The 19,347-nt window shown below is 46.3% G+C and carries 18 protein-coding genes; 17 read left to right on the top strand and 1 reads right to left on the bottom strand.

What is annotated here, in order from left to right:
• Window positions 1–25: 25 nt before the first annotated feature.
• The 7 genes from mgtE to H9Q77_RS08910 all read left to right on the top strand — a co-directional run bounded on the left by mgtE (window position 26) and on the right by H9Q77_RS08910 (window position 9,668).
• Entirely contained in the window at window positions 26–1,378 is a 1,353-nt protein-coding gene (gene mgtE / locus H9Q77_RS08940; RefSeq protein ID WP_249325234.1) for a magnesium transporter, read from the top strand.
• Between the two features lie 212 nt (window positions 1,379–1,590).
• Window positions 1,591–2,259, top strand: coding sequence for a DUF1905 domain-containing protein (locus H9Q77_RS08935; RefSeq protein WP_118546327.1), 669 nt, complete (start codon window positions 1,591–1,593; stop codon window positions 2,257–2,259).
• A gap of 237 nt (window positions 2,260–2,496) precedes the next feature.
• On the top strand, window positions 2,497–3,462 hold the full coding sequence (locus H9Q77_RS08930) for a hypothetical protein (protein WP_117464907.1): 966 nt from the start codon (window positions 2,497–2,499) through the stop codon (window positions 3,460–3,462).
• 122 nt (window positions 3,463–3,584) lie between these two features.
• Window positions 3,585–5,252 (top strand): ABC transporter substrate binding protein, encoded by a 1,668-nt coding sequence (locus H9Q77_RS08925; protein WP_118546325.1) that lies wholly within the window; start codon window positions 3,585–3,587, stop codon window positions 5,250–5,252.
• A 139-nt stretch (window positions 5,253–5,391) separates the two neighbouring features.
• Entirely contained in the window at window positions 5,392–7,488 is a 2,097-nt protein-coding gene (gene yidC, locus H9Q77_RS08920; RefSeq protein ID WP_249325232.1) for a membrane protein insertase YidC, read from the top strand.
• A 57-nt stretch (window positions 7,489–7,545) separates the two neighbouring features.
• Window positions 7,546–7,827, top strand: a complete 282-nt coding sequence (locus H9Q77_RS08915) for a hypothetical protein (protein WP_249325227.1) — start codon at window positions 7,546–7,548, stop codon at window positions 7,825–7,827.
• A 23-nt stretch (window positions 7,828–7,850) separates the two neighbouring features.
• The gene (locus H9Q77_RS08910) at window positions 7,851–9,668 is read left to right on the top strand and encodes an aminotransferase class I/II-fold pyridoxal phosphate-dependent enzyme (RefSeq protein ID WP_330595891.1); all 1,818 of its coding nucleotides are present in this window, start codon (window positions 7,851–7,853) and stop codon (window positions 9,666–9,668) included.
• Here H9Q77_RS08910 and lepB read toward each other — a convergent pair.
• Window positions 9,649–10,149 carry a signal peptidase I gene (gene lepB / locus H9Q77_RS08905; RefSeq protein WP_249325226.1) on the bottom strand — a complete coding sequence of 167 codons (501 nt, stop codon included), beginning with the start codon at window positions 10,147–10,149 and terminating at the stop codon, window positions 9,649–9,651. The genes H9Q77_RS08910 and lepB overlap by 20 nt on opposite strands.
• A gap of 106 nt (window positions 10,150–10,255) precedes the next feature.
• On the opposite strand from lepB, the gene H9Q77_RS08900 reads away from it, so the two are divergent.
• The 10 genes from H9Q77_RS08900 to tenpIN all read left to right on the top strand — a co-directional run bounded on the left by H9Q77_RS08900 (window position 10,256) and on the right by tenpIN (window position 19,295).
• Window positions 10,256–10,876, top strand: a complete 621-nt coding sequence (locus H9Q77_RS08900; protein WP_022154856.1) for a flavodoxin family protein — start codon at window positions 10,256–10,258, stop codon at window positions 10,874–10,876.
• A gap of 39 nt (window positions 10,877–10,915) precedes the next feature.
• Window positions 10,916–11,479: an RNase H family protein gene (locus H9Q77_RS08895; protein ID WP_118550271.1), complete on the top strand. Its 564-nt coding sequence runs from the start codon at window positions 10,916–10,918 to the stop codon at window positions 11,477–11,479.
• A complete protein-coding gene (locus H9Q77_RS08890) occupies window positions 11,466–12,179 on the top strand; it encodes a pseudouridine synthase (RefSeq protein ID WP_249325225.1) in 714 nt (237 codons plus the stop codon). The genes H9Q77_RS08895 and H9Q77_RS08890 overlap by 14 nt, the downstream gene beginning before the upstream one ends.
• A gap of 23 nt (window positions 12,180–12,202) precedes the next feature.
• Window positions 12,203–14,176 carry an NAD-dependent DNA ligase LigA gene (ligA, locus tag H9Q77_RS08885; RefSeq protein ID WP_249325224.1) on the top strand — a complete coding sequence of 658 codons (1,974 nt, stop codon included), beginning with the start codon at window positions 12,203–12,205 and terminating at the stop codon, window positions 14,174–14,176.
• Window positions 14,177–14,197: 21 nt separating this feature from the next.
• Window positions 14,198–15,115 carry a homoserine O-acetyltransferase MetA gene (metA, locus tag H9Q77_RS08880; protein WP_249325223.1) on the top strand — a complete coding sequence of 306 codons (918 nt, stop codon included), beginning with the start codon at window positions 14,198–14,200 and terminating at the stop codon, window positions 15,113–15,115.
• Between the two features lie 150 nt (window positions 15,116–15,265).
• Window positions 15,266–16,864, top strand: coding sequence for a flotillin family protein (locus tag H9Q77_RS08875; protein WP_022154861.1), 1,599 nt, complete (start codon window positions 15,266–15,268; stop codon window positions 16,862–16,864).
• A 100-nt stretch (window positions 16,865–16,964) separates the two neighbouring features.
• Window positions 16,965–17,357 carry a hypothetical protein gene (locus tag H9Q77_RS08870; protein ID WP_249325222.1) on the top strand — a complete coding sequence of 131 codons (393 nt, stop codon included), beginning with the start codon at window positions 16,965–16,967 and terminating at the stop codon, window positions 17,355–17,357.
• 15 nt (window positions 17,358–17,372) lie between these two features.
• Complete coding sequence (locus H9Q77_RS08865; protein WP_249325220.1) at window positions 17,373–17,510, top strand: hypothetical protein; 138 nt, start codon at window positions 17,373–17,375, stop codon at window positions 17,508–17,510.
• Between the two features lie 37 nt (window positions 17,511–17,547).
• A complete protein-coding gene (locus tag H9Q77_RS08860; protein ID WP_249325219.1) occupies window positions 17,548–18,552 on the top strand; it encodes a glycosyl hydrolase in 1,005 nt (334 codons plus the stop codon).
• A 263-nt stretch (window positions 18,553–18,815) separates the two neighbouring features.
• Window positions 18,816–19,295 carry a type III toxin-antitoxin system TenpIN family toxin gene (gene tenpIN / locus H9Q77_RS08855; protein ID WP_249325218.1) on the top strand — a complete coding sequence of 160 codons (480 nt, stop codon included), beginning with the start codon at window positions 18,816–18,818 and terminating at the stop codon, window positions 19,293–19,295.
• Window positions 19,296–19,347: the final 52 nt, after the last annotated feature.

Raw genomic sequence — 19,347 nt, 5'->3', positions numbered from 1 at the left:
AGAAAACATCATAAGGAGGATCATCATGGAACAGATCAAAGAACTGGAAGAGGTATTAGAGCTTCTTAACACCAAGCAGTACACCAAGCTGCGCCAGTATCTGGCTGAACTCAACGATGCCGATATTGCGGGACTTTTGGAAGAATTGGAAGAGGAAGAGATGTTAAAGGTCTTCCGTATCCTTCCCAAGGACCTGGCGGCAGACGTTTTTTCCTATTTAGATATGGACAATCAGCAGAAGATCATCACGTCCCTGTCAGATAAGGAAGCAACGAACATCATCAACAACCTGATGGCGGACGATGCGGCCGATCTGCTGGAGGAGATGCCTGCCAACATTGTCAAAAAGCTTCTGACCAACGCAAGCCCCGATGTGCGCAGAGATATCAATCATCTGCTGCGCTATCCGGAAGATTCCGCCGGAAGTATCATGACGGTCGAATATGTTGACCTGAAGGAGAATCTGACGGTGAATCAGGCCATTGAGCGGATCCGTAAGGTGGGGCTCGACAGTGAGACCATCAATATCTGTTATGTCTTAGATGCCCAGAGGAGACTGGTGGGAACGGTGGCTCTGCGGTATCTGCTGCTCATGGACGGCGACGAGATCATCGGTGACATCATGCATGAAAATGTCATCTCCATCAATACACTGATGGACCAGGAGGAAGTTGCCAGACAGTTCAAAAAATACGACTTTACAGCCATGCCGGTAGTGGACAATGAGAACCGGCTGGTAGGTATTATCACCGTGGACGATATCGTGGATATCATCGAAGAAGAGACCACGGAGGATATGGAAAAAATGGCGGCTATCGTGCCCAGCGATAAGCCTTATATGAAGACCGGGGTATTTGAGACCTTCAAAAAACGTATTCCCTGGCTGCTTCTTCTGATGGTGTCAGCTACCTTTACCGGAGCCATCATTTCTTCTTTTGAAGATGCTCTGAGTGTGTGTGCGGTACTGGTGGCATATATCCCCATGCTGATGGATACCGGCGGAAATGCCGGAAGCCAGGCGAGCGTTACAGTCATCCGTGGATTGTCCCTGAATGAGATCGAATACCGGGATGTGCCGAAGGTCGTATTCAAGGAGATCCGCGTGGCACTGATCTGCGGTATCACACTTTCCGCAGCGAACTTTGTAAAATTACTGTTATTGGATAAAGTAGGGGTGCTGGTGGCAGCATCCGTGTGCCTGACTCTGGTAGCAGCGGTAGTGATCGCAATGATCATCGGCTGCCTCCTGCCGATCCTGGCGAAACGGCTGGGATTTGATCCTGCGGTTATGGCGAGTCCGTTCATCACTACCATCGTGGATGCTATGTCGCTGTTAGTATACTTCCGCGTAGCATCTGCAATTTTAGGGTTATCATAAGAGAATAAATGATAGGTAAAGCGTCTGCCGGAAAGCAGGCGCTTTTGACATTTTTTTGACAGGATGTTTTTTTTTAAGTACTTTTCCACAAGCTCTTTGCAAGGGCGGAAATTTTTGCTAGAATCAAGGAAATTAGAAAATGTAACCGCTTTCGTAAATCTTTTTCTTTAAGAGAATATTCGGGAACAGCAAAAGCAACGGAGGAATGAATCATGAGATATTTTTTTGAATCTAAAGTAGAAAAAAAGGATGCCGGATATACCATTCAGATTCCTTTTAATGTATGGGAAGTATGTCATCAGAGAGAAGGCATCAAGGGAGATATCGTTCTGGATAACAATATCATCGAGTGTGAGCTTCATCCCAAGGAGAAGGGCAATTACGAGATCGTGATCACCGATGAAGCTGCTGTAAAGGTAGAGCTGGGTGTGCCCCACAAGATCCTGTTACATATTAACGGCTCCCTGATCCGTATGGACCAGAACAGCCCTTATAGCTTCGAGAACCCGATCCGCAAGATCGACAGCATGAACGTGATCATCCAGCCCGAAGACGGTCTGTGCGGTCAGGCTTGTGTTGCAATGTTAGCCGGTGTTACCATTGCAGAAGTTATCAGCGTTATGGACTGCAGAGAGTGGCAGGCTACCATGGGCCGCGTGATCTCTGCACTGAACTATTACGGCATTGACCATACCGATATCATCGTATATACCGAGGGCAGACCCGCTGTACTGCCTAAGTGCTGCATCATGATGGAGAAGATGGGACGCTTCTGCCACTATCTGGTACATTACGATGGCAAGTTCTACGATTCCAATCTGGGCGTAATGGAAGAGTATGATATGAGCAAGCTGTTAGGTTACCTTGAGATCAAATGCTGATGGAATGCAAATCCGTATTTGCGTGATTTCGATTACCTTGTTCTATTTATAAGGAAGTTCAAAAACTGTAGGTTACACAGATGTGCCTACAGTTTTTTCATAGAAAATAGGTTAATCGGCTAAAAACCCCCTAATAGGGTTGCATGTTGACACGGTAAAGTGTAAAATGGAAAAGTGTGGTTTTCGTAACTTTTCAGAGCGATTACTAATTTTCTATTACAAAGGATGGGAAGAAAAATGAATCAGAAAAAGAAGATTGAAAATTATCAGCAGATTGCCATGGGAACCGGATTGCGTTATGATGAAACCAATGACTTGTTTCATGGGGAACGGGATGGGTTTGACTTTATCGTCTATGCACCCGATGCAAGATATCCGTATATGATGGTACTGCATACGGCGGCAAAAAGCGCTGACGGGTCGACATTTGACAAGCAGGCAGTGAAAGGGTTTCAGAAAAGCAGCAAGAAGATCGCGAGTTTTGGTCAGAAGAATCTGGATATCAGAGTATCACTGAAGGCACAGTCCAATGCGGAAAAATGTAAGGATACATTGAACGAAGCACTTGCAGCTACAACGACATTCCTGCGTACAAACAGTTACAGCCCCTGCTGTGATCTGTGCGGTCAGAATGTAGAGACCGGAGCGTTCAGAATGGGCGGTGAATACTATCATTTATGTCCGGACTGCGAGATGAAGATGCGCAGTGACATCGCGATGAATGCACAACAGACGGCGCAGAAGAAAGAAAACATCGTAGGCGGTATTGTAGGTGCCCTGTTAGGATCCCTGTTGGGAATGCTCAGTGTTCTGATCTTAAGCCAGTTGGGATATGTAGCAGCATTATCCGGTGTGATCATGGCGGTGTGCGTTCTGAAGGGATATGAGATGCTGGGCGGAAAACTGACCAAAAAGGCAGTAGTCATCAGCGCTGTGATCATGATCCTTATGACGTATTTTGCAGACCGTGTGGACTGGGCGATTATTTTGTTCAATCAGGGCGGCGGTGCGGAAGCAGGTTATAGTCTGTTCGAGTGTTATCGACTGATCCCTGCGGCACTTTCCGCAGAAATTATTGATATGGGAAGCTACATAGGCAATCTGGTTCTACAGTATCTGTTTGTGGCGCTCGGAGCAATCCCTACCGTTATCGGAAAAATGAAACAGAAAAAAGAAGAAGGTATTATCGCAAGATTAAATTAAGCTCTTTGCTTTCAACAGACAATGTGGTACAATAGTACCAGTAATGTAATTCCTCATATCGTGGTATTGGGTTCAGACTTTTGACCCCGGTAGCATACCTGTTGGAATTAGGGGGAAGGAATATGAGAAAGTGGAAAGCATGGCTGTTTGCGCTGGCTGTTCTCATAGGCATTGGGACTATTGGGACGGTGTCAGTAACGGCAGAAGCACAGAATCTGAATCAGGGAAAGCGGGTATTGTTTATCAGCTCGTATTCTTATGGCTGGGACACCGTCCAGACGCAGATCGAAGGAATCAAGGCGGGGGTCGACGAGAATACCACCGTGGATTATGAATTCATGGATACGAAGCGCTTCCGGACGGAAGAGTCAGCAGCAATGTTTGACGAAATGCTGAAGTACCATCTGGATCATTCAGATCCCTATGATGTCGTGATCGTGGGAGATGATGCCGCACTCCGTTATGCAATGACATTCAGGGAGGAACTGTTTGATGACATCCCCATTGTTTTTGAAGGTGTCAATGATGAGGAATATGCCCTGGAAGCAGCGAAGAATCCCCTGGTAACCGGGATATTGGAGAAGCTGTCAGTGGAAAAAAATATCGATATGGCATTAAAGGTAAATCCGTCAGCAGACAAAGTAGTGGCTATATTGGATGATTCTGTGACCGGTGAGGCAGAGCGTAAGAATTTTTACAGTGCCGAGGCAGAATATCCGCAATTGGAATTCTCTGAGATCAATTCTTCCGAACTGACAACTGCGCAGTTGCAGCAGGCACTCAGAGGGGCGGATGAGAATACCATACTGATCTACATTGTAATGTCAAATGATGGCAGTGGTAAGCAGTATACCAGTTCGCAGGCGATCCGTATGCTCGTCACTTATTCCAAGGTGCCGGTGTACCGCATGGTGGAGGGCGGGATCGGTGAAGGATTGCTGGGTGGTAATGTAGTATCCATGTATAAGTCCGGAGAGATCGCAGCACAGATGGCCATGGATATCGCGAATGGTACCGATAGTGCAGAGATCAATGTGGTAAAGGACAGCCCCAACATTTACTGCGTAGATGAAGATGTCATGCGAAAGTTCGGACTGGAGGCATCACAGTTTCCGAAAGATACCGAATTTGTAAATCATCGGGAGGGCTTTTTTGCCAGGAACCGCGAGGCTTTGATCCCGGCACTTATCCTTATCGCTGCACTCAATGTTATTATCTGCTGGGTGTGCTTCGATAATTACCGCAGACGAAAGCTGTTGCAGGAACTGGAGCAGGCACGTGCGATCATGGAATCGGCATCCCAGCATGACTTCCTGACGGGACTTCCGAACCGCAGCAAGTTCATGAAGGATCTGGAGCAGCTGATCGGAGCCCGGATCCCCTGCACGGTAATGATGCTGGATATCGATAACTTTAAGAAGATCAACGATACTTACGGACATACAGCTGGAGATGAGGCACTGCAGCAGGTAGCCAACCGGCTGAAGGACATGCAGTCCCAGATACTTACCTCTTACCGTTTCGCGGGAGACGAATTCATTCTGATCCTTCGCAGCAGTCAGAGCATGCTGGTGGAGAAGACGGCGTACCAGTGTCGTCAGGTATTTGCCAAAGATGTGACACTCTGCGGAACGAAACGGCGGATCGGCGGCAGCATCGGTATTGCAAGCTATCCCAAGGACACCGATAATCTGGAACAGCTGATCGTATGCGCGGATGATGCCATGTATAAGGTGAAAAAGAACGGCAAGAACGATTTCGCATATTATGAGAAGCCCACAGAGGAATAAAATATCAGACAGGCGGTTATTTCTGTTCTATGAGCAGCAAATACTGCCTGTTTTTTTTCTGCCTGTTTTGAACATAAGGTTGAAAAAAAGCAGGATTATGTTTATAATTAGTACTATTGACTAAAAGGAGAAAGATCTCATGCGAATACTTTCAGATGCGTTAGGATACGTTATGTACTTTTGCTATTATCTGCTACATAATTACGGCCTTGCTATTATTCTGTTCACTCTGATCAGTAAGATCGTTCTTTTACCGGTGTCAGTATGGGTACAGAAGAATTCCATTAAAATGGTAAAAATGCAGCCCGAGATCAACCGGATCAAAGCAAAACATTTCGGTGATGCGGACCGGATCGCAGACGAACAGTCCCAAATATTCAAGAGAGAGAAGTACAATCCTTTGGCATCTTTAATTCCCCTGGCGGTTCAGATCATTCTGTTGATGGGACTGGTGGAGGTTATCTATCATCCCCTGGATTATCTGCTGCATATGTCTCAGGATGTGATCACTGCATTTAATGGGCTGGCGATCAGTCTGGCAGGGGTGCATCCGGAGAGCTCTTCCGTTCAGCTTACGGTAGTGGAAATGATCAAGAGTGGCAACTACGCAGAGCAGTTTGCAGCATTACAGAGCAGTCTTGCCGGTGTGGATATCGCTTCTGTATTACAGCAGGTAGAGAGCATATCTTTGGATTTCTGCGGTATTAACTTGAGCTGGGTACCATCCGAAGTGGGTGGCATTGATATTATTGTGCCCATCGCAGCGGGAGTATCCGCATGGTTGTTATGTGTGGCGCAGAATGCGGCCAATGTCATTCAGGCAGAACAGTCCAAACTGAACAAATACGGTATGATGGCATTTTCCGTAGGACTTTCCCTATATCTGGGTTGGTTTGTTCCTGCAGGTGTGGCATTGTACTGGATCGCCAGCAATCTGTTTGCAATCTTACAGCAGTATCTGTTAAACTGGGCCATTAATCCAAAAGACTATGTGGATTACGAAGCACTGGAGGCCAGCAAACAGGAACTGGATGAATTACAGTCTATCGGTGGCAGGAAAAAGCCTTTTGCGAGAAATCCTTATGCCAAGAGAGAGAAGAAGGACTTCAAGCGTTTCTTCTCGGTGGTGAATAAGCATCTGGTATTTTATTCCGAGAGCAGTGGCTTCTATAAATATTATCAGGGAATCATTGAATGGCTGTTAGCCCATACGAATCTGACAATTCATTATATTACCAGTGACCCTGAGGATCAGATCTTCGCACTGGCAGAAAAAGAGAACAAGATCCGTGCCTATTATATCGGGGAGAAGAAGCTGATCACCCTGATGATGAAGATGGATGCGGATGTGGTGGTCATGACCATGCCGGATATTGAAAATTTTCATATCAAGCGCAGCTATGTGAGAAAAGATATTGAATATATCTACATCCCACATGGCATGGACAGCCTGAATATGACCATGCGTACCGGATCCATGGATCATTACGATACAGTATATTGTGTCGGTAAACATCATACCGAGGAGATCCGCAAGACAGAGGAAGCCTACGGTCTTCCTCCCAAGAAGCTGATTGATTGGGGATATTGTCTGTTAGACCGCATGATCGAAGATTACAAGAAGGCAGACAAGACACCTCATGAGAAAAAGCATATTCTCATCGCGCCCTCCTGGCAGAAAGACAACATTGTGGACAGCTGTCTCGAAGGTATGCTGGATGATCTGTCAGGTAAGGGCTATGAAGTGGTAGTGCGTCCTCATCCCCAGCAGGTACGCTTACAGCAGGACAAGATGGACCGCCTGAAAGAGCGTTATGCGAATAATCCGGATATTGAGATCCAGACCGATTTTTCATCCAACAGCACGGTATTTGAGGCAGACCTGCTGGTGACCGACTGGTCCGGTATCGCTTATGAATATGCGTTTGCCACGAACAAACCGGTACTCTTCGTGGATACTCCCATGAAAGTCATGAATCCGGAGTATCAGAAGATCGACACTGTACCTATCAATATCTGGATGCGTGATGTCATCGGAGACCGCCTGGATCCTGCGAAGACAGAGGAGACCGAAAGTAAGGTCAGAAATCTGCTGGAGCAAAAAGATGCTTATCATGATAAAATTGAAAAAATTGTAGAAGAGTATGTATACAACCTGGGCAACAGTGCCGAGGTAGGTGCGAAATACATCGTACAGGCAGTGCAGGAACAAATCAAAAAAGCAAAAGAACAATAAGCTGTAAAACAGAAATTACAAATAAATAAAAAGTAAAAGAAAGAGGTAAGTAAAATTATGAAGAAATTAAGTAAGATCGCACAGGTTGCATTTTTTGCAGCAGCATTTGCGGTACTGTTTTCCGGAACAGCCGATGCTTATATCGATCCTTCGGTTATGAACTATGCGATTCAGGCAGTAGCCGGAGTAGTGATCGCAGTAGGCGCAGCAGCCGGTATTTACTGGAGAAAGGCAAAAAAGAAGATCGACAAGAGCCTTGGTATTGATGAGAACAGAAACAAAGAAGTAGAGTCCGATGACATTATGTTGGATCAGGCAGAGGATAAGCAGGACAAGTAAGCAGGCGAAAAAAGAAGGAAAGAATGAGTATGCAGGCTATTATTTTAGCAGCGGGAATGGGAAAAAGGTTAAAAGAATTAACAAGCAATGCCACCAAATGTATGGTCGAAGTAAACGGTGTCACCATGATAGAAAAGACACTGGGACATTTAGAAAAGCTTGGGCTTAAGCGCATTGTGTTTGTCATCGGCTATGAAGGGCAGAAACTGAAAAGCTATGTCGAAAGCTTAAATATCAAAACCCCGTTAGAGTTTATTGACAATGATGTCTATTATAAGACCAACAATATCTATTCCTTATATCTTGCCAAGGAAAAACTTGTAGAGGATGACACCCTGTTGTTGGAATCTGATCTTGTCTATGAAGAAGCCGTGATCCGTAAACTGGTAGATCATCCGTATTCGTCTCTGACACTGGTGGATAAGTTTGAGAGTTGGATGGACGGAACCTGTGTTACGCTGGATGAAGATGACAATATTACAGCTTTTTTGAGTAAGAGAGAATTTGATTTTAGCAAGACAGATGAATACTATAAAACGGTAAATTTATATAAGTTCAGTAAAGAATTCTCCCAGAAGCATTATGTTCCGTTTTTGGAAGCATATTGTAAGGCACTTGGAACAAATGAATATTACGAACAGGTGCTGAAGGTCATTACATTCCTGGATGATCCTCAGATCAAGGCTGTTAAGCTGAATGGAGAAAAATGGTATGAAATAGATGATGTGCAGGATCTGGACATCGCAGAGACCTTGTTTGCCACGAAGGAAGAACGGCTGAAGAGAATGCAGAGCCGCTATGGCGGATATTGGAGATATCCTAAATTGTTGGACTTCTGTTATCTTGTGAATCCGTACTTCCCCTGCCGTAAGCTTGTTGATGAAATGAAGAGCAATTTTGAGACACTTTTGACGGAGTATCCTTCCGGAATGAGTGTAAACAGCCTGATCGCTGCAAAGGATTTCGGATTACATAAGGATCAGATGGTTGTAGGAAACGGGGCAAGCGAACTGATCAAGTCTCTTATGGAGCAGCTGCCGGGGAAAATAGGTGTGGTAAAGCCTACATTTGAAGAATATCCGAATCGCAAAAATGCAGAGGATGTCATTGTTTTTCTGCCATCGAATGAAGACTATTCTTATTCAGCAGAGGATCTGATGAACTACTATGCAGATAAAGATATTAAAACATTGCTGTTGATCAATCCCGATAATCCTTCCGGCAATTATATACCGAAAAAAGATGTGCTGTTGTTGGCAGCGTGGGCAGAAGAAAGAGAGATCTGCCTCATTGTGGATGAATCTTTTGTGGACTTTGCGGATGAAGCTGACAGTTCTCTTCTGGAACAGGCAGTTCTGACACAATATCCTCATCTGTTCGTAATGAAGAGTATCTCCAAGAGCTATGGAGTACCGGGCATCCGTCTGGGAATTTTAGCAGGAGATAATAAAGAAATGATTGCAAAATTGAAAAAGGATGTCTCTATATGGAATATTAATTCCTTTGGAGAATTCTATCTTCAGATCTACGAAAAATATGCCAAAGATTATAAAGCAGCTATGGATAAGTTCCGACAGGAAAGAAGAGCTTTCGTAAATGCATTGGCAGAAGTGCGGGGATTGCGCGTGATCCCTTCTCAGGCCAATTATCTGCTCTGTGAATTAACAAATGGAGAATCTGCAACAAAGCTGGCAGAAGATCTTCTGGATGAAGATAATATTTTGATTAAAGATTTGTCCACCAAAAAAGGATTTGAAGGCAGAAATTATATCCGGATCGCGATCAGAGATGAAAAGGACAATGAAAAACTGGTAGCGGCTCTTAAAAAGAAGTTAAATTAATTACTTTTCCGGTGATAGAATCCGCAGGAATGAGTCCTATCTTATCGGAACGGCTGTCTATACTTTCCGGACGATTGTCTCCTAATACGAAATATTCATCGCTACCTAAAATTATGGGAACAGAGGCATTTCCCGGATCGGTTAGAGCCGGAGCATCTGAAAAATAGGGCTCGTAGAGAGGTGAACCGTTGATATAGACAGTTCCGTCCATGATCTGAACAGTCTCACCGGGAAGACCGATCACACGTTTTAGAATCATTCGGTTGTCAAGAGCTTCTGAGCGGATGGTGATAATATCAAAACGGGAAATCTGTTCGGGAATGCCAAATTTTTGTACCAGTAAAAAAGATCTGGAATGGCAGGTGGGCTCCATGGATCTCCCGGAGACCTGATAAAGCTGCACGCCGTAATGACTGATCAGAAAAATAAGACATCCGATACACAGTATGGACAGTAAATAGTGAGAGATTTTAGACGGCATAAGGACTCCTTTCTTAAAACTGCTTAATTTACGGATATAGTAGCATGCGAAAACAGATCATGCAAGAACAGAACATATTATAAATGATGAAAAAGAGGGATAACATATGAAAGTATTACTGGTGAACGGAAGCGGACATGCGAAGGGATGCACCTATACTGCACTGGAAGAGGTAGCGGGTGCGTTGGAGAAGAACGGTATCGAGACAGAGATCATTCAGGTAGGCGTAGAGCCCATCGCCGGATGCATCGGCTGCGGTGCCTGCTTAAAGACCGGAAAATGCTTCCGTGAGGACGGCGTCAATGAATTCGTAGAAAAAGCGAAGACCGCAGATGGATTCGTGTTCGGATCTCCCGTGCATTATGCATCGGCATCCGGCATGATCACTTCTTTCTTAGATCGGGCTTTTTATGGTAAGAGTGCACTTTTCCAGGGCAAACCCGGCGCCTGCGTTGTCAGCTGCAGACGTGGCGGAGCCTCCGCGGCTTTTGATCAGTTGAACAAATATTTTACCATTAACTGTATGCCGGTGGTATCCAGCCAGTACTGGAACCAGGTCCACGGCAATACACCGGAAGAAGTGAAACAGGATCTGGAAGGTATGCAGACCATGCGCACATTGGGCAATAATATGGCGTGGCTGTTAAAATGTATAGAAGCAGGCAAAGCTGCCGGTGTGAGTTTCCCGGAGAGAGAACCGGCGCAGAAGACCAACTTTATCCGATAAATATGACAGACCGGACAGGAAAAGGAGACAGACGAAACTATGGCACAGTGGCAGGGATTGGGAAGATATCCGGAAAATGCAGATCCAAAGGACTGCCCCGCAGCGGGAGAACTGTTGGCTTATGTGGACGGAAGCTATCAGGATGCACTGAAAAAATACGGTTTTGGCTGTATTTTCATCCTTCCCGACGGACGGATCTATACAGAATACGGTAACGGCGATAACCCGGACTCCCTGAAACAGCGAAATGTATCCGGAGAGATGCTGGGAGCCATGTATGCGGTACGGTTTGCCTTAAACAGTGGATTTCGAGCCATTGAGATCAGGTATGATTACGAGGGGATCGAAAAATGGGTCACCGGTGCGTGGAAGAGCAAAAATGAACTGACACAGAAATACGCACAGACCATGAGAGGCTGGGGACAGAAGATACAGATCCGCTTCACGAAAGTACCGGCGCATTCCAAGGTAAAATACAATGAACTCGCGGACGAGACAGCAAAACTCGGCGTGGCGAACGGTAACGGAATTCCCAAGGTGAAGAGTCTTAGCGATTTCGAGGCGGCGGATGCCGCAGAGAGGATGCAGGATGCGGCTGAATAAATATCTGGCACAGTGCGGTGTATGCTCCAGGAGAGATGCAGACAAACTCATCGAACAGGGAAAAGTCTTAGTCAACGGTCAGGTCGCAGGAATGGGACAGCAGGTGTTAGAGACGGATACCGTACAGGTGGGAAAAAAGATTTTACAGGGGAAACAGACCTGCAAAGTCCTGGCTTTCTACAAGCCGGTGGGTGTCGTCTGCACAGAGCGGGATCCACATGCGGAGAAAAAGATCATGGACATGATCCACTGTCCGGAGAGATTGACCTATGCCGGACGCCTGGACAAAGATTCCGAGGGACTGATCCTTCTGACCAACGACGGAGACCTCATCAATGCCATGATGCGGGGAGCAAACCGCCATGAAAAAGAGTACATTGTAAAGATCGACCGGGAAATAACACCCGATTTTTTGGAGATAATGAGAAAAGGCATCTATCTGAAGGATCTTGATATCACTACCAGAGAATGTAAGATAGAAAAAATAGGAAAATATACATTCCAGATCATACTGACTCAGGGAGTCAACAGACAGATCCGCCGGATGTGCGAAGCATGCGGAGCGAAAGTGAGATCCTTAAAAAGGATCCGCGTCATGAATATCCGCCTGGGAGATCTGAAGCCCGGAGAGTGGCGTGAGGTCACAGGGGGAGAACTGGAAACGCTTCTGACAGATACCGGAATGTTAAATCGTAAATAATCTTTTAAAGGCAGGAACACAATATGCAGTCTTCCAAGATAGACCGGATCAAATATCTGGTAGAACAACTGAATGCGGCTTCGGAGAGCTATTATGCCAAAGATCGGGAGATCATGAGCAATTATGAATATGATAAGCTCTATGATGAACTGGTGGAACTGGAAAAAGAGACAGGTGTTACCCTGGCGAACAGCCCCACGGTGAATGTGGGCTACGAAGCGGTGGATGAGCTTCCCAAGGAACGTCACGAGAGTCCTATGCTGTCTCTGGGCAAGACCAAAAGCCGGGAAGAACTGCGGGAGTGGCTGCAGGGCAACCCTGCAATTTTAAGCTGGAAACTGGACGGACTGACCATTGTGTTGACCTATCGTGAAGGAAAACTTGCAAAAGCGGTTACCCGGGGAAACGGTGAGATCGGGGAAGTTATCACGAATAACGCTCGTACTTTTAAGAATCTTCCGTTAAATATTTCTTATACCGGGGAATTGATCCTGCGGGGCGAGGCGGTTATCACTTACAGTGATTTCGAGAAGATCAACGGTGAGATCGCAGATGCAGAGGCAAAATATAAGAATCCCAGAAATCTGTGTAGTGGATCCGTTCGACAGCTGAATAATGAGATCACGGCAAAACGCAACGTGAGATTTTATGCGTTTACCCTCGTAAAAGCGGACGATGTGGACTTCCACGATTCCAAGGAAGCACAGTTTGCCTTTTTACAGGAGCAGGGATTTGCGGTGGTAGAACATGTGGCGGTGACCGAGGAAAATATCCTGTCAGTCATCGAAGATTTTGAACACAAGATCGAGCATTATGACATTCCCTCCGACGGACTGGTACTTACCTATGAAAGCATCAGCTATGGACAGTCCCTGGGCAGAACTGCAAAATTCCCCAGAGATTCCATTGCTTTTAAATGGGCGGATGAACTTCGCGAGACCACTTTAAAAGAGATCGAATGGAGTGCCAGCCGCACCGGCCTGATCAATCCGGTAGCCATCTTCGAGCCGGTAGAGCTGGAGGGTACCACAGTCAGCCGTGCCTCGGTGCATAATATCAGCATATTACGTTCCCTTCGACTGGGGATCGGAGATCACATTACAGTCTATAAGGCGAATATGATCATCCCCCAGATCGCAGAGAATCTGACCGGCAGTGACAACGTGGAGATCCCGAAGGTCTGCCCTGTCTGCGGACAACCTACCGAGATCCGTCAGATGAATGAAGTACAGACCTTGTATTGCACCAATGAGAAATGCCCGGCGAAGGAGATTAAGGCATACACCTTATTCGTCAGCCGTGATGCCCTGAATATCGACGGGCTCTCCGAAGCTACATTGGAGAAAATGATCGATCAGGGCTTCATCCACGAATATGCTGACCTGTTCCGGCTAGATCGTTATAAGGAAGTTATCACACAGATGGAGGGCTTCGGAGAGAAGTCTTATCAGAATATGATAGACAGCATTGAAGCTGCGCGCCATACGACGCTGCCCCGACTGATCTACGGACTGGGAATCGCGGGGATCGGTGTGGCCAATGCCAAGGTGCTCTGCAGATATTTTGATTATGATCTGGAGAAAATGCAGTCAGCAGACACAGAGACCTTAAGTGCTATCCCCGGTGTGGGAGAAGTGCTTGCCGGGGCATTTACGGAGTATATGTCCGATGCGGAGAACCTGGAACAGATCGAACATCTGAAACAGTTCCTGACCATTGAGACACCTAAGGTGGATGAAAATGCACAGACACTATCCGGTATGAGTTTCGTTGTAACCGGAAGTCTGAACCATTATGCCAGTCGTAACGACTTGAAAGAAGTCATCGAGGAGAGAGGCGGTAAAGTCACCGGCAGTGTGACGGGGAAGACCACCTGCCTGATCAACAATGATATTACCTCGACTTCTTCCAAAAATAAAAAAGCCAAGGAGCTTCAGGTTCCGATCCTGACAGAGGAGGATTTCCTGAAGACTTATAATATTCCTTACGAGGAATAAGTAGACCTGGAGGAAAATGAAATGCCTATTAAGACACAAAATGATCTGCCTGCCAAAGAGATACTGGAGAACGAAAATATATTCGTCATGGACGAATTCCGTGCTCTGCATCAGGATATGCGTCCACTGCAGGTATTGATCTTAAACAATATGCCGGTAAAGCAGGACACGGAGCTGCAGCTGCTGCGTGCCTTGTCCAATACCCCTTTGCAGGTGGATGTGACCTTCATGAATACCAAGACCCATGTGTCATTGAATACCCCTGCAAGCCATCTCAATAAATTCTACATCACCTTTGATGAGATCAGAGACCGCACCTTCGATGGACTGATCGTCACCGGAGCACCGGTGGAAGATATCACCTTTGAAGAGGTGGATTACTGGGAGGAGACCTGTAAGATCTTAGACTGGGCGGAGACCCATGTGACTTCCACCTTGCATATCTGCTGGGCGGCGCAGGCCGGATTCTACCATTATTATGGTATTAACAAGAGACAGCTGCCGCAGAAGCTGTTCGGTGTCTACGAACATAAAGTATCCAACCGGAAAATACCGTTGGTGCGTGGCTTTGATGATATTTTCCTGGCACCGCACAGCCGCCATACCGAGACTCCTTCCGAAGCCATTCATGCCTGTAAGGAACTGACGATCCTGGCAGAATCCGAGAAAGCAGGTGTATTCCTGGCTATCGCAGAAGAGGGAAAAAAGATCTTCGTGGCCGGGCACCCGGAATATGACCGCTATACCCTGAACAACGAATATCACCGTGATCTGGATAAAGGTTTACCTATCCAGATTCCTTATAATTACTATCCGGGCGATGATCCGGAGCAGAGACCACTGTTACAGTGGAGATCCCATTGCAATAACCTTTACAGCAACTGGCTGAATTATTACGTATATCAGGCAACACCGTACGACCTGGCTCAGATCCGGTAACACACGTGGAATATCGTGCGCATTTTGCTACAATAAATTGATAAAAAAATAATAGATATCACTGTTCGTCAAGCTGCCTGTATGGTAAAATACATATCATACAAGCAGCTTTTCATATATTACGAAAGCAGAAAGAATGAGGGAGTACATATGGAAATTAACATTGGTATTATCGCAATCGTCGTATTGGCCATTGCCATTCTGGCCATCCTGGCATCCGGTTATGTGAAGGCATCACCGAACAAAGCCTACATCATCTCCGGTATCAAGAGAGAACCCAAGGTCCTGATCGGACGTGCCGGCATCAAGATCCCCTTCCTGGAGAAAAAGGATGAACTGATTCTGAAGCAGATCAGTATCGACATCAAGACCAACGGCTATATCCCCACCAAGGATTTCATCGGTGTAGATATTGACGCCGTGGCTAAGGTCAGAGTCCTGACCCAGAGAGATGTCACCGTGAATGCCAAAGGGGAAGTAGTGGCAGGTGCCGATTCTAATAAGAGGATCACCACCGAGATGGCTAACGCAGCCATGAAGAACTTCCTGAACATGAACGAAGATCAGATTCGCGATGCACTGACCGATTCCTTGCAGGGTAACATGCGTGAGATCATCGGTACCCAGTGCCTGAAGGAACTGTGTAACGACCGTAAGACCTTCGGTGACGAGGTACAGGCGAAGGCGCAGAAGGATATGAATGCGTTAGGTATCTGGATCGAGTCCTGCAACATCCAGAAGATCGAGGATGAGAACAACCTGATCACTGCTTTAGGACAGGATAACATGTCCCAGATCCAGAAGGACGCTTCCGTAGCAAAGGCACAGGCAGACAGAGATGTGGCCATCGCCAGAGCACAGGCGCAGAAGGATGCCAATGATGCACAGGTCATCGCAGAGACCGAGATCGCCCAGAAGCAGACCGAGCTGGCGATCAAGAAGGCTGAACTCAAGAAAGAGTCCGATATCAAGAAGGCAGAAGCCGACGCAGCATATAAGATTCAGGAAGAGGAACAGCGTAAGACCGTGGAGATCACCACAGCGAACGCGAACCTGGCCCGTCAGGAGAAGGAACTGGAATTAAAGGAGAGAGAAGTATCCATCAAGGAGAAAGCTCTGGAAGCTGAGGTCAAGAAGACCGCAGAAGCGAATAAATACGCAGCACAGCAGAAGGCAGATGCCGAGCAGTACGAGAGACAGAAGAGAGCGGAGGCAGAACTCTTCGAGATCCAGAGACAGGCAGAAGCTGAGAAAGCAAAATCCGAGGCAGAGAGATTCGCCAAGGAGCAGGCGGCAGAGGCAGTCAAGGCAGCCGGACTGGCAGAGGCAGCCGCTGTGGCAGCCAAAGGTAAAGCGGAAGCAGAAGCCATCCAGGCGAAGGCAGAGGCAGAGGCAGCCGGTATCCTGAAAAAAGCAGAAGCTATGAAACAGTACGGCGACGCAGCAAGACAGCAGATGGAGTTGGATACTCTGAAGGTATACTTCGAGCAGCTGCCCAAGATCGCCGAGGCTGTGGCTAAGGGCTACATGAACGTAGATTCCATCAAGATGTTCGGCGGCGATTCCAGCAAGCTGGCAGGTGATATCATGACCACCGTGACCCAGGTCACCGACGGCATCAAAGAGTCCACCGGACTCGATATCAACGAGATGCTGGCAAAGGGATTTGCCAAGGAAAAGGCAGAAGATACAAAGCCTGTAGAGAATGTAGAGAAGAACGACACCGGTAACGATTATCAGGAAGTATAAAGCCGGAATAGTGCTTGCGATTCGTTCCGGATTGCATTAAACTGAGGGTACAGAGAGGAAAATATTGCCTCTGTACCCTCGATTTTTTGTGGCTGCGGGTATGGATAGAGAAAAAGAGATTTTATACCCGAGGAAGATTGAAGATGTGGGTATGGAGAGGGAAAAAGGATGGCTATACCCGAGGAAAGTTGAAGGCACGGGTATAGGGAGAGAAAACAAGCTTGTATACCCGAGGAAGATTGAAGATGTGGGTATAGGGAGAGAAAAAGAGCTTGTATACCCGAGAAAGATTGAAGATGTGGGTATGGAGAGGGAAAACAAGCTTGTATACCCGAGGAAAGTCGTAGGCGTGGGTATAGAGAGGAAAAACAAGCTTGTATACCCGAGGGAAGTCGTAGGCGTGGGTATGGAGAGGAAAAACAAGCTTGTATACCCGAGGAAAGTCGTAGGCGTGGGTATAGAGAGGAAAAACAAGCTTGTATACCCGAGGTAAGTCGAAGGCGTGGGTATGGAGAGGAAAAACAAGCTTGTATACCCGGGGAAAGTCGTAGGCGTGGGTATGGGGAGAGAAAACAAGCTTGTATACCCGAGGAAAGTCGAAGGCGTGGGTATAGAGAGGAAAAACAAGCTTGTATACCCGAGGTAAGTTGAAGTCTCGGGTATGGAGGAGAAAGAGAGTATATATGGACGAGAAAAATATGACAACAGCAGATGTAAAAGCAACACAAGAAGCAAAAGAATTACTGGAATACCTCAAAAATACAGCGGGACAGCAGATCATCACCGGTCAGCACACCCAGACCATCCCCTGTGAGGAGATTGCCTATATCCGGCAGACCACCGGAAAAGAGCCAAAGCTGCGCGGTTTTGAACTGCTGGCGTATTCTCCGAATATCAATTATGCAGACGCCTCCCCGGAATGCCTGAAGGAAGTGGAAGAGAATAAAGGCACGGCAGAGACCGCCCTGCAGTGGGCAAGAGCGAACCGCCCGGATAAAGTGAACGACACGGGTACAGAGAACAGCACAGACTATGCCACCGGCGGTATCCTCACCTTCAGTTTCCACTGGTTCTCGCCCTTAGGCGGCAGAGACAAAAGCTTCTACACCGAGCATACCGATTTCGATGCGACGAAAGTATTACAGGAAGGAACCCCGGAGCGCGCAGCGTTCTACGCAGACATGGATGTGATCGCAGACATCCTGCGACGTTTCCAGGACGAGAACATCCCCATCCTCTGGCGCCCCTTCCACGAATCCTACGGCACATGGTTTTGGTGGGGAGCAAAGGGCGCGAAAGTCGCAAGAGACTTATACCGATTGATGTTCGATTATTATACCGGAGAAAAGAACCTGCATAACCTGCTCTGGGTCTGGAACTGCGATATAGAGGAAGCCTACCCCGGAGATGAATACGTGGATGTAGTATCCATAGATGTCTACCTCCCGGAGTATCAGTCCACAGACTATGCGGATGCCTATGAGAAACTGGTGGCAGCCACCTCCCGTGACAAAGTGGCTGCCCTGGCAGAAGTGGGATACCTTCCCGATGTGGAGCTTTTGCAAAAAAGCAGAATCCCCTGGGCCTACTACATGACCTGGTCCAAGGAATTCTGCATTGGTGAAAAATATAACCGTGTAGAAAATCTGAAGAAAATGTATGACAGTGAATACGCGGTGACACTGTAAAAGCCTATTTTATAAAAAATATTGAAATGGATTGCTTTTTCAGCAGAAAGTGTATATACTATTATTAAGAGCAGAGATGTTCTTCTTCATCTATCAAATGAGTCCTGTGACGGTTCCGACAGGACGGTAAAATAAAAATTGACCGAGCGATGAGTCCTGTGACGGTTCCGACAGGACGGTAAAATAAAAATTGACCGAGTGATGAAGAATTTGGCGAGAGGCTGAATAGCCTCTCGTTTTTTACATTCTACGAAGGAGGAAAAATGAATTTACCGGAAAATGATTATCAGATTTTAAAATTAACCACTCGTTTCTATGAGGAACATCCTGATCCACCATACCATGAAATATTGAAAAAGAACCAACGGGCATACAATTGTTTACTGTTTCAATCACATTATGATTATTATATATGTGTGCCATACAGAAGCGAAATATCACATCCATATTCTTTTAAGTTCAAAAAAACTCAGAGATCCAAAACCCATAGATCTGGTCTTGATTACACCAAAATAGTTATCATAACCAAAAGTGAATATATTGATACAAAAGATGCTCTTATTGATAAGGATGAATTTAAAGAGACGATAAAATATCTCGACCGTATCAAAGAAGAGGCAATGACGTTTGTAGAAGAATATGTACAGCATGTATCAGGAAGCAGAAAAATGGATCCGCGGGAATTCAAAAGAAGATATACATATTCGCCGCTTATCTATTTTCATCAGGAGCTGGGAATATAATTTTTCGCAGAAATTGAAACAAAAGTACTAAAAACAATTTACATAAATCTAA

Origin of the sequence: Simiaoa sunii, from assembly GCF_014337175.1 — a bacterium.
GTDB lineage: Bacteria > Bacillota > Clostridia > Lachnospirales > Lachnospiraceae > Acetatifactor > Acetatifactor intestinalis.
Note: the sequence above shows the minus strand (reverse complement) of the source record. Positions and strands in the feature narration are given on the sequence as shown.

What these genes read in the sequence shown, in the direction of transcription:
- ligA (WP_249325224.1), top strand. Translation starts at nt 12,203, where the DNA reads ATGCAGTCTTCCAAGATAGACCGGATCAAATATCTGGTAGAACAACTG.
- H9Q77_RS08900 (WP_022154856.1), top strand. Translation starts at nt 10,256, where the DNA reads ATGAAAGTATTACTGGTGAACGGAAGCGGACATGCGAAGGGATGCACC.
- H9Q77_RS08935 (WP_118546327.1), top strand. Translation starts at nt 1,591, where the DNA reads ATGAGATATTTTTTTGAATCTAAAGTAGAAAAAAAGGATGCCGGATAT.
- H9Q77_RS08860 (WP_249325219.1), top strand. Translation starts at nt 17,548, where the DNA reads ATGGACGAGAAAAATATGACAACAGCAGATGTAAAAGCAACACAAGAA.
- H9Q77_RS08890 (WP_249325225.1), top strand. Translation starts at nt 11,466, where the DNA reads ATGCGGCTGAATAAATATCTGGCACAGTGCGGTGTATGCTCCAGGAGA.
- H9Q77_RS08895 (WP_118550271.1), top strand. Translation starts at nt 10,916, where the DNA reads ATGGCACAGTGGCAGGGATTGGGAAGATATCCGGAAAATGCAGATCCA.
- lepB (WP_249325226.1), bottom strand. Translation starts at nt 10,149, where the DNA reads ATGCCGTCTAAAATCTCTCACTATTTACTGTCCATACTGTGTATCGGA.
- H9Q77_RS08870 (WP_249325222.1), top strand. Translation starts at nt 16,965, where the DNA reads ATGGATAGAGAAAAAGAGATTTTATACCCGAGGAAGATTGAAGATGTG.
- yidC (WP_249325232.1), top strand. Translation starts at nt 5,392, where the DNA reads ATGCGAATACTTTCAGATGCGTTAGGATACGTTATGTACTTTTGCTAT.
- H9Q77_RS08875 (WP_022154861.1), top strand. Translation starts at nt 15,266, where the DNA reads ATGGAAATTAACATTGGTATTATCGCAATCGTCGTATTGGCCATTGCC.
- H9Q77_RS08915 (WP_249325227.1), top strand. Translation starts at nt 7,546, where the DNA reads ATGAAGAAATTAAGTAAGATCGCACAGGTTGCATTTTTTGCAGCAGCA.
- metA (WP_249325223.1), top strand. Translation starts at nt 14,198, where the DNA reads ATGCCTATTAAGACACAAAATGATCTGCCTGCCAAAGAGATACTGGAG.
- H9Q77_RS08910 (WP_330595891.1), top strand. Translation starts at nt 7,851, where the DNA reads ATGAGTATGCAGGCTATTATTTTAGCAGCGGGAATGGGAAAAAGGTTA.
- tenpIN (WP_249325218.1), top strand. Translation starts at nt 18,816, where the DNA reads ATGAATTTACCGGAAAATGATTATCAGATTTTAAAATTAACCACTCGT.
- H9Q77_RS08925 (WP_118546325.1), top strand. Translation starts at nt 3,585, where the DNA reads ATGAGAAAGTGGAAAGCATGGCTGTTTGCGCTGGCTGTTCTCATAGGC.
- mgtE (WP_249325234.1), top strand. Translation starts at nt 26, where the DNA reads ATGGAACAGATCAAAGAACTGGAAGAGGTATTAGAGCTTCTTAACACC.
- H9Q77_RS08930 (WP_117464907.1), top strand. Translation starts at nt 2,497, where the DNA reads ATGAATCAGAAAAAGAAGATTGAAAATTATCAGCAGATTGCCATGGGA.
- H9Q77_RS08865 (WP_249325220.1), top strand. Translation starts at nt 17,373, where the DNA reads ATGGAGAGGAAAAACAAGCTTGTATACCCGGGGAAAGTCGTAGGCGTG.